The organism is Halomonas saccharevitans (assembly GCF_900116405.1).
GTDB lineage: Bacteria > Pseudomonadota > Gammaproteobacteria > Pseudomonadales > Halomonadaceae > Halomonas > Halomonas saccharevitans.
This window is the reverse complement of the sequence record NZ_FPAQ01000069.1, coordinates 1-8055: the sequence shown is the minus strand read 5'-3', so window position 1 is coordinate 8055 and position 8055 is coordinate 1. Positions and strand designations below refer to the sequence as shown.

Below are 8055 nucleotides of genomic sequence, written 5' to 3'. Positions count from 1 at the left end.
CAAGGTGCGCAGCTGACTGGCCAACGAGTGGCGGATACGCAGCGGGTGGCGTCGATCGACCAGATTGTCTTCGAGCGCCTCGATCACGCCACTGTTGTCGAGGGTTTCACGCAGCAGGAGAGCGCCGCTGTCGCTGGTGGTGCGGTGGCCGCTCAGCTCGACACGGACAGAGCCGTTGCACGAGGGCGACCAGGTCGTTAGGGTTTCACCCATGGCGAGTGGTCCTCTTGAATCGTGTTCTGGCAGGAACATCTTGATTCTACAAGAGAAAACCACTCGCCATCTTCGTTTTCAGGACGCCCTCATGAATAAGCCGGGTACATGGGATGATGGCGGGGTTCACGGCCACCCCGGTCATCTCATTGGCATTGGTGCTGCGGCCGGTGGCGGGCATCACCCCTTGAGGAGCACTGAGGGCCTGGCCCTTAATTTCCACGGATCATTAACAGTTTAGTGACCTCATGAATATTCCCATTGAAAACACGTCTTCCTCGGATGTGTCGTGTGCAAACTGCAAGGCGTGCTGCTGTCGCCTCGAGGTCATGATCATCTCCGATACGGGTGTGCCGGAGGAGTTCATCCTGCGTGACCAGTACGGCGGTGAGACGATGAGGCGACTCGACGATGGCTGGTGCGCGGCCCTGGATAGGGAAACCTATATGTGCACGATTTATGAGAACAGGCCGTGGATATGCCGGGAGTTCGAAATGGGTTCTTATGAGTGCCTGGATGAACGTGTGAAGTTTTTATAAGGCAGGGGTGAACATCTCGCGGGAATCCATTGGGGACAGCCCCCACGTCAGGCCCTGGACGTGGGCACGCTCTCAGGGGCTGCCGGCCTCGTCGCTGATGCCGGCCTCTCCACTGCCAATCAGGCGCTGGCGAGTCGTTGTCGAAGCCTGGGAAGGCGCCTGGCCACCGGCGGCAGGCGGGTTGCCATGATCAGGGCAGACGCTGTGGCGTACAGGAACCATTCCCCCAGATCGGCGCGCACCCCCCAGAAGAAGTGCAGCAGGATCAGCCCCAGGATGGGGTAGGAGAGCTTGTGCAGCGGCTTCCAGCGCTTGCCGAGCCGGCGCATCGACCAGCGGTTCGAGGTCGCGCCCAGGGCCGCCAGGCCGATCAGGGCGAGCATGCCGACGACGATGTAGGGGCGCTTGACCAGCTCGCTGCCGAGCATCGCCCAGTCGAGCCCCAGGATGAATAGCGCGTAGCTGAGCAGGTGCAGGGTGGCGTAGGCCAGCGTCCAGAGGCCGAGCTGCCGGCGGATCAGAGCAAAGCCCTTCCAGCGGGTGAGCTTGGTAAGTGGCGTCAGGCTCAGGGTAAGCAGCAGCATCCACAGCCCGCCCAGGCCGATATTCAGCAGCAGGTAGCGCCCCGGTTCGGGGCCGGCGGCGTTGCTGGCAACCTGCCAGCCCCACAGCATCAGGGGGGCCAGCGCCGCCAGGAAGACGCCGACGCGCCAGAGCTGCCATTTGCGCTGGGCGGCCATCAGAAGTGCTTCCGCAGATCCATGCCCGCGTACAGCTCGGCCACCTCGTCGGCGTAGCCGTTGAACATGCGGGTATCGAGGGTGTTGGGGTTGAACAGGCTGTTGGGCAGGCGCCGTTCGGTGGCCTGGCTCCAGCGCGGGTGGTCGACCTCGGGATTGACGTTGGCGTAGAAGCCGTACTCGTCCGGGGCGATCCGCTGCCAGGAGTTGACGGGCTGCTCTTCCACCAGCGAGATGCGCACGATCGACTTGATGCTCTTGAAGCCGTATTTCCAGGGCACCACCAGCCGCAGGGGCGCGCCGTTCTGGTTGGGCAGCTCGCGGCCGTACATGCCGAGTGCCAGCAGCGTCAGCGGGTGCATGGCCTCGTCCAGGCGCAGTCCCTCGACGTAGGGCCAGTCGATCAGCGAGAACGAGGAGCGCTGCCCGGGCATCTGCTCGGGGTCGACGAGGGTCTCGAAGCGCACGTACTTGGCCTTGCTGGTGGGCTCGGCGAGCTTGATGACGTCGGCCAGCGAGATGCCCAGCCAGGGAATCACCATCGACCACGCCTCGACGCAGCGCAGGCGGTAGATGCGCTCCTCGAACTGGGAGGGGCTGGCGAAGTCTTCCAGATTGAAGCGGCCGCCGTTGTTCACCTCGCCGTCGATCACCACGCTCCACGGCTGGGTCTCCAGGCTGTCGGCGTGGCGGGCCGGGTCAGACTTGCCGGTGCCGAACTCGTAGAAGTTGTTGTAGCCGCTGGCGTCGCCGAACGGGGCGATCGCGTCCTTTTCGGGGTCGGCCGGCACGATGGCGCGCCGGCGGGAGGCATCGATCTTGCCCTTGAGCCAGGCCGGGGCATCGCCGTTGGGTACGTCGGAGTAGTCGGCGCTGGCCTTGGCCCCGCCGGACAGGGCGAGCCCCGCTCCCAGGCCTGCCATGCCGCCTATGAAGCGGCGACGGGAGAGATAGGTGGATTCCGGTGTTACATCGGATTCGCGCAGATCGCTGGGCTTGGCGATTTTTATCAGCATGTGATGCCTCCACTGGCGCCAAACGTTGACGCGACGATGTGAGCATCGTGGCACGCGGGCCTCGTCAAACCGCTGACGCCAAGATGACAGCTTTGTAATGATGGCCAGAGTCCGGGCCCCGCATTGTGCCCTCCATCGTGTGGCTACACTGAAAGTCACACCGACATGCGGGAGGACGCCATGAGCAATCGCCTGTTACGCGGGTTGATGGCCGGGTTCACGGCCACCCTGGTCATCTCGCTGATCCTGATTCTGCGCCTGGCGGCGGGAATCATGCCCTGGTACAACCCCATCGAAGTCATGAACCTGGCCGCTCAGGACCTGCTCGGCTCGCCGGACAGCCGGATGCTGGCCTGGGGCATCCATTTCGCCGTGGGTACGCTGATCTGGGGGCTGCTGTTCGCGCTGCTGGTTCCCTACCTCCCCGGTCGCACGCCCACGCGGCGCGGGCTGGAGTTCGGCGTCGGCAGCTGGCTGGTGGTGATGGTCACGGTCTTTCCCCTGGCGGGCTCCGGCTTCTTCGGTCTGGGCCTCGGTCTGGTGGCGCCGCTCTCCATGCTGATTGCCCACCTCGTCTTCGGGGCGGTGATCGGGTCCGTCTACGGCTGGGGGAGGGGCGTGGTCTAGCCTCGGGAAGGGCGGTAATGCGTGGCAGGGCGACGCCGCTATCGCCCTCGGGTAGCGGCGCTGCAAATCGACGCCGTGCGGGCGGCCGCTTGCCTGCGGGAGTCTCGCGTGGCTACCAGCGAGCCGCCACGCAATTTCTGCCGTCGTCTTTAGCCTGGTACATGGCGGCGTCGGCGCGCTGGGTCACGGCCGAAATGTTCGCATCGCTCGGGCGAAAGCGGGTGACGCCGATGCTCACCGTGAAGTGGAAGGGGAGCTCCTGTGCGTCGACCGTTGCCTCGGCGATCCGGCGCAGCAGGCGCCAGGCGACGCTCTCGGCCTCTTCGTGGGCCATGTCGGGCATGATCACCATGAACTCCTCCCCGCCGGTGCGGCAGGGCAGGTCGCTGGGGCGCAGGTTGTCGCGCAGGGTGTTCGCCAACAGTTTCAGGCCCTTGTCGCCCTCGGCGTGGCCCAGGCTGTCGTTGATGGCCTTGAAGCGATCGATGTCGATCATCAGCAGGGCCGCCTCGAACTCCCCGCCCTCGACCGATCGGGCGACCCTCTGGGCGGCCTCCTCGAAGGAGCGGCGGTTGGCCAGCCCGGTCAAGGGATCGGTGCTGGCCTGGTGGGCCCAGAAGGCCTGCTGGCGTTTCTGCCGGGTAACGTCGCGATACGCCCAGAGGTGGCCGTGGTACTCGTCGGCGACGAACAGTGGCGTATAGGCGCGCTCGAGGAAGCGACCGTTGGCCATGGCCAGCAGGTCGCGGGTCTGCTTGCGCCGCGTTACGACGAGCTCCTCGATCCGCGCAACGAAGGCGTCCGGTTCCGTGAAATATCCCTTGGTGGACTGCGCCGCCTCGCGACAGTCCATCCCGGCGAGGCTCTCGGGAGGCGCCTCGATGCCAAAGAGGTCGCAGAAGGCCTGGTTGGCCACGATGACACGGCGATGCTCGTCCTCGAGCAGCAGCCCGAGATCCAGTCCCTCGATGACCACTTCCAGCTGACGGTGGGAAACGCGCTGTGCGCCCTCCAGCACCTTGCGCGAGGTGATGTCGAGTTCGCCCATCACGATCATCGGCCGGCCCGTCTCGGGATCGGTGGCATGGCACATGTCGACATGGTGCCAGCGCGCGCCATCGTTGTGGCGCATGATCGCTTCCAGCGAGCAGCGTGACTCCTGCTCCAGCTGGGGGAGCAGCCGCTCGGCCAGGTCGCGGTCGGTGAAGCAGTCGTGAAAGGAGGCGAGCGCCCCGCGTGCCTCGAGGGCGGCCGGGTTGCGCACCAGCAGGCGTCCCTTGTCATCGAACACGGAGACCATCATCGACGAGTGCCTGACGGCCTCTAGGGCGCGCAGGCTGGAGGCATCCAGTGAAACGGCGCTATCAACGCCCTCCACCAGCATGCCGCTACGCCCATCGCTCATCACCAGGTGGCTGCAGCGGCAGTGCAAGGAAACGGCCTGGCCACCGGGGTAGAAGCTCCAGTGTTCATCGATCACCTCGCCGCCGGTCAGGCGCGGCAGGTAATCCGCGAGGCGGCGTCGCGTCGCCTCGCTCATCGTCGGGGAGAAATCCCGGTTATAGAGTTCCTGCGGCGCCTCTGCCTCCCAGAATCTCAGCGCCGCGGCATTGGCGTAGCGCATCTTTTCCTGCTCGATATCGAAGATCCAGACGGGGGTATGGAGCCGATCGAGCAGGGCGTCGTCGCCGAAAACCACCGCTTGGGGCGCGTCTTGGAAGATGGTCATAGAAGCGGAAGGCCCTTGAAAGTTGCCGTGATTCTCCGCCACGGACGGTCCATCGTCGCGGATATTTTTCGATTAGCTAACTGTGACATTACCATCGAATGAGCAACGCGGCAGCCACACGCCGCCGCCGCTAACGCGACCCCGATCAACGTTATGGCGATGACTGACCCGGGCGACGGTCGCCGCGCTGGCGGGCCGATCCCGCCACCAGCGGCTAGGCTGGGTAGGAGTCGCGGCGGAGGAGACGACGATGCTCAAGGCGGTACTGCTCGATATCAGCGGGGTGTTGACCGAGGACGGCGAGGCCCTGCCCGGCGCCGTGGAGGCGGTGGCGCGGCTCGCGTCGAGCGGGCTTCGTTTGCGCTTTCTCACCAACACCTCGCGCAAGACCTCGGCGGCGGTCTGCGAGGAGCTCAAACGCCTGGGTTTCGACGTGGCGCCGGAGCAGGTCTTCACCGCGCCCGGGGCGATCCGCCGCCATCTCGAGCGCCATCGGCTCCGTCCCTATCTGCTGATCCACGAGAACCTCGAGCCGGAGTTCGCCGACCTGCCCGGGGACGCGCCCAACGCCGTGGTGCTCGGCGACGCCGAGCAGCGCCTGGACTACGCCCACCTCGATGAGGCCTTCCGGCTGCTGCTGGAGGGCGCACCGCTGATCGCCGTGGGCACCAATCGCTACTTTCGCGAAAATGGCACCCTGCATCTGGACGCGGGCCCCTTCGTGCGTGCCCTGGAGGTCGCCGCCGGCAGCGAGGCGCGGATTCTCGGCAAGCCGTCGGGCGACTTCTTTCGCGCCGTGCTCGAGGAGGCCGGGGTGGAACCCGGCGAGGCGCTGATGGTGGGCGATGACGTGGAGTGCGACGTGCTCGCGGCCATGGAGGTCGGCCTCGAGGCGTGTCTGGTGCGCTCGGGCAAGTATCGCCAGGGCGACGAGGCCCGGGCGCCCGAGGCCCGCTGCGAGGCGAGCCTGGCCGCGCTGGTCGAGGCGCTGCTCGACGCGCCCTGAGGCGCGCCGGATCGGGCCTAGAACTCCTCCCAATCGTCGGCTTGCGTCGCAGCCACGGGCCTGGCGGCCGGGCATGCCGCCGGGCGGGCTACGGGGCGTTGTTCGCTTCGAGGCGCGGCCATCTTCCGCTGCTCCTCGCCGAGCACGAAGGAGTCGACCAGCTGGCTGAGACGCTGGGCGTGATCCTTCATCTCGCCGGCAGACGACGAGGACTGCTGCACCATCGCCGCGTTCTGCTGAGTCATCGTATCCATCTCCGCCACGGCGGTATTGATCTGGCCGATACCGTTGCTCTGTTCCTTGGCGCCGGCACTGATCTCGGCGATGACGTCGGTCACCCGCGCCACGCTTGCCACGATGTCCTTCATGGTCTGCCCGGCGGAGCGCACCAGTTCGGCGCCCGAGTGGGTATGTGACGTCGAGGCATCGATCAGCTGGCGGATCTCCTGGGACGCCTCGCTGGAGCGGCTGGCCAGCGTGCGCACTTCCTCGGCGACCACGGCGAATCCGCGACCGTGCTCACCGGCGCGGGCGGCCTCGACCGAGGCGTTCAGGGCCAGGATGTTGGTCTGGAAGGCAATCGAGTCGATCATCGTGATGATGTCGCTGATCTTCGCCGACGACGCGTTGATGTCGCTCATCGTGCGCTCGACCTGATCCATCGCGGCCTTGCCCTGGCGGGCCACCTCCGCGGTGGACTGCACCAGCTGGTTCGCCTGGGAGGCCGACTCGGCGCTGTGATTGACGGTTGCGGTGATCTCCTCCATGGAGGCGGAGGTCTCCTGCAGGTTGGCGGCCGACTGCTCGGTGCGCGTCGCCAGCTCCTCGCTGCTCTGGCTGATTTCTCCGGCCGCCTGATAGACGCTGTAGGTGGTGCCGCGCACTTCGCGAAGGGTCTGCTGCATGCGCGCCACGAAGGCGTTGAACTGCGTGGCCAGCTCGCTCAGCTCGTCGCGGCCGCTGTCGTCGAGGCGGCGTGTCAGGTCGCCCTCGCCGGCGGCGATGTTTTCCATGGCGGTCACGGTGTTCTTGATCGGGCGGGTGATCGTGCGCGACAGCCAGTAGGCCACGATCATGCCGGCACCCAGCGTCAGCGCGGCGATCAGCAGCGCGGCGTTGCGGGCCAGATCCATGGCGGCGACGTAGTTGGTGCGATCCAGGGCGATCTCGACGACGCCGATGGGCGTTCCCGCGTAGTCCTTCACGACGTGGCCCATGACGGCCAGGGGCGTGCCGTCCCGCTCGGTGTAGTGCACCGCGCGCTCTCTTTCCCCCTCCCCCTCGAAGGCGCCCTGGAGCGTCGAGTCGGGCAGCAGGCCGCTGCCCTCCAGGCTCGAGGCGTAGGAGGTAAAGCCGCCGGTGGTCTTCAGGTGCAGCCCGGCCTCGACGCCATACTGATTGGCGAAGCTTTCGAAGAAGCCTTGTCCCAGGCTCATGCCGAATTCGAGCGATCCCACGTGCTCGTCGCGATGAAAGACCGGGACGATGCCGCGGATGCCCAGCCCCGCCACGCCCTGGTCGACGCCCGAGACGGGCGCTTGAGTGCGATTGGTCTCGACGATGGTCGGGCGCAGCACGCTGAGGTCGTCGCCGAACTTCTCGGGCTTGTGCACCCGGAGGAAGGAGGTGGCGGGCGGCAGGTGGAACTGGAACTGTCGTACCCCCCCTTCCTTCAGGGTGGCGAAGCCCGGCTCGAACAGCGCGGCGAGCCTGTCCCGGTCCTCGCCGGCGAGCGCCGCCTGTACGTCGGGGATGCCGGAGGCCAGGTGACTCATCGAGGTGGCGAGGCGCGCCTCGGCGGCCAGCTTGGCGCTGAAGCTTTCTTGCAGGGACTCGAGTTCACGCTGCTCGGCCTGCTCGATAACCCCGCCTCATTCATCAGGGCACAGAACGAGCGTGTTGAGTCCATCGATTGCCGGTACCGACCTGCTTCAACCTCATGCGGTCGCTTGGTAGACGGTTGGCATATACCCGATTCGGCTTTTGGCCGATCTTTTCATAACGATCAGGAATTGATGTCTGGCGCCGGCGCAGCCGTGGCCGTCGACCTCCGTTGTGGCCGCCTTACTTGGCGAGTCAATCTTGGTGACGCTGGGTGTCAGGCCAAGGCCGTCAGCCGAGGCAGCCCCTTCAGCAAGGTGGGCCACCATTTGTCGGCGGCATCGCCGAGGTGCACGGTGATGCG

The 8055-nt window shown here is 66.2% G+C and carries 8 protein-coding genes; 3 read left to right on the top strand and 5 right to left on the bottom strand.

Annotation, left to right across the window (positions count from 1 at the left end):
* Positions 1 to 252: transposase (locus BM388_RS17220; RefSeq protein WP_175535152.1), on the bottom strand; the 252-nt coding region annotated here is incomplete at its 3' end.
* 209 nt (positions 253 to 461) lie between these two features.
* Between BM388_RS17220 and BM388_RS17215 the strand changes: the two genes are divergently transcribed.
* Positions 462 to 752, top strand: coding sequence for a YkgJ family cysteine cluster protein (locus tag BM388_RS17215; protein ID WP_089852439.1), 291 nt, complete (start codon positions 462 to 464; stop codon positions 750 to 752).
* Between the two features lie 119 nt (positions 753 to 871).
* Here the strand turns inward: BM388_RS17215 and msrQ are convergent, their stop codons facing one another.
* Positions 872 to 1492: a protein-methionine-sulfoxide reductase heme-binding subunit MsrQ gene (msrQ, locus tag BM388_RS17210; protein WP_089852437.1), complete on the bottom strand. Its 621-nt coding sequence runs from the start codon at positions 1490 to 1492 to the stop codon at positions 872 to 874.
* Positions 1492 to 2508: a protein-methionine-sulfoxide reductase catalytic subunit MsrP gene (msrP, locus tag BM388_RS17205; protein ID WP_089852435.1), complete on the bottom strand. Its 1017-nt coding sequence runs from the start codon at positions 2506 to 2508 to the stop codon at positions 1492 to 1494. Before msrP ends, msrQ begins: the two co-directional genes overlap by 1 nt.
* 180 nt (positions 2509 to 2688) lie before the next feature.
* Between msrP and BM388_RS17200 the strand changes: the two genes are divergently transcribed.
* On the top strand, positions 2689 to 3135 hold the full coding sequence (locus tag BM388_RS17200) for a DUF6789 family protein (protein ID WP_089852433.1): 447 nt from the start codon (positions 2689 to 2691) through the stop codon (positions 3133 to 3135).
* A gap of 112 nt (positions 3136 to 3247) precedes the next feature.
* Here BM388_RS17200 and BM388_RS17195 read toward each other — a convergent pair whose 3' ends face one another.
* Positions 3248 to 4864, bottom strand: a complete 1617-nt coding sequence (locus BM388_RS17195) for a sensor domain-containing diguanylate cyclase (protein ID WP_089852431.1) — start codon at positions 4862 to 4864, stop codon at positions 3248 to 3250.
* Positions 4865 to 5114: 250 nt separating this feature from the next.
* Between BM388_RS17195 and BM388_RS17190 the strand changes: the two genes are divergently transcribed.
* Complete coding sequence (locus BM388_RS17190; RefSeq protein ID WP_089852429.1) at positions 5115 to 5870, top strand: TIGR01458 family HAD-type hydrolase; 756 nt, start codon at positions 5115 to 5117, stop codon at positions 5868 to 5870.
* A gap of 17 nt (positions 5871 to 5887) precedes the next feature.
* Here BM388_RS17190 and BM388_RS18035 read toward each other — a convergent pair whose 3' ends face one another.
* Positions 5888 to 7732 carry a methyl-accepting chemotaxis protein gene (locus tag BM388_RS18035; protein ID WP_281245234.1) on the bottom strand — a complete coding sequence of 615 codons (1845 nt, stop codon included), beginning with the start codon at positions 7730 to 7732 and terminating at the stop codon, positions 5888 to 5890.
* Positions 7733 to 8055 lie beyond the last annotated feature (323 nt).

What these genes read in the sequence shown, in the direction of transcription:
- BM388_RS17215 (WP_089852439.1), top strand. Translation starts at nt 462, where the DNA reads ATGAATATTCCCATTGAAAACACGTCTTCCTCGGATGTGTCGTGTGCA.
- msrQ (WP_089852437.1), bottom strand. Translation starts at nt 1,492, where the DNA reads ATGGCCGCCCAGCGCAAATGGCAGCTCTGGCGCGTCGGCGTCTTCCTG.
- msrP (WP_089852435.1), bottom strand. Translation starts at nt 2,508, where the DNA reads ATGCTGATAAAAATCGCCAAGCCCAGCGATCTGCGCGAATCCGATGTA.
- BM388_RS17200 (WP_089852433.1), top strand. Translation starts at nt 2,689, where the DNA reads ATGAGCAATCGCCTGTTACGCGGGTTGATGGCCGGGTTCACGGCCACC.
- BM388_RS17195 (WP_089852431.1), bottom strand. Translation starts at nt 4,864, where the DNA reads ATGACCATCTTCCAAGACGCGCCCCAAGCGGTGGTTTTCGGCGACGAC.
- BM388_RS17190 (WP_089852429.1), top strand. Translation starts at nt 5,115, where the DNA reads ATGCTCAAGGCGGTACTGCTCGATATCAGCGGGGTGTTGACCGAGGAC.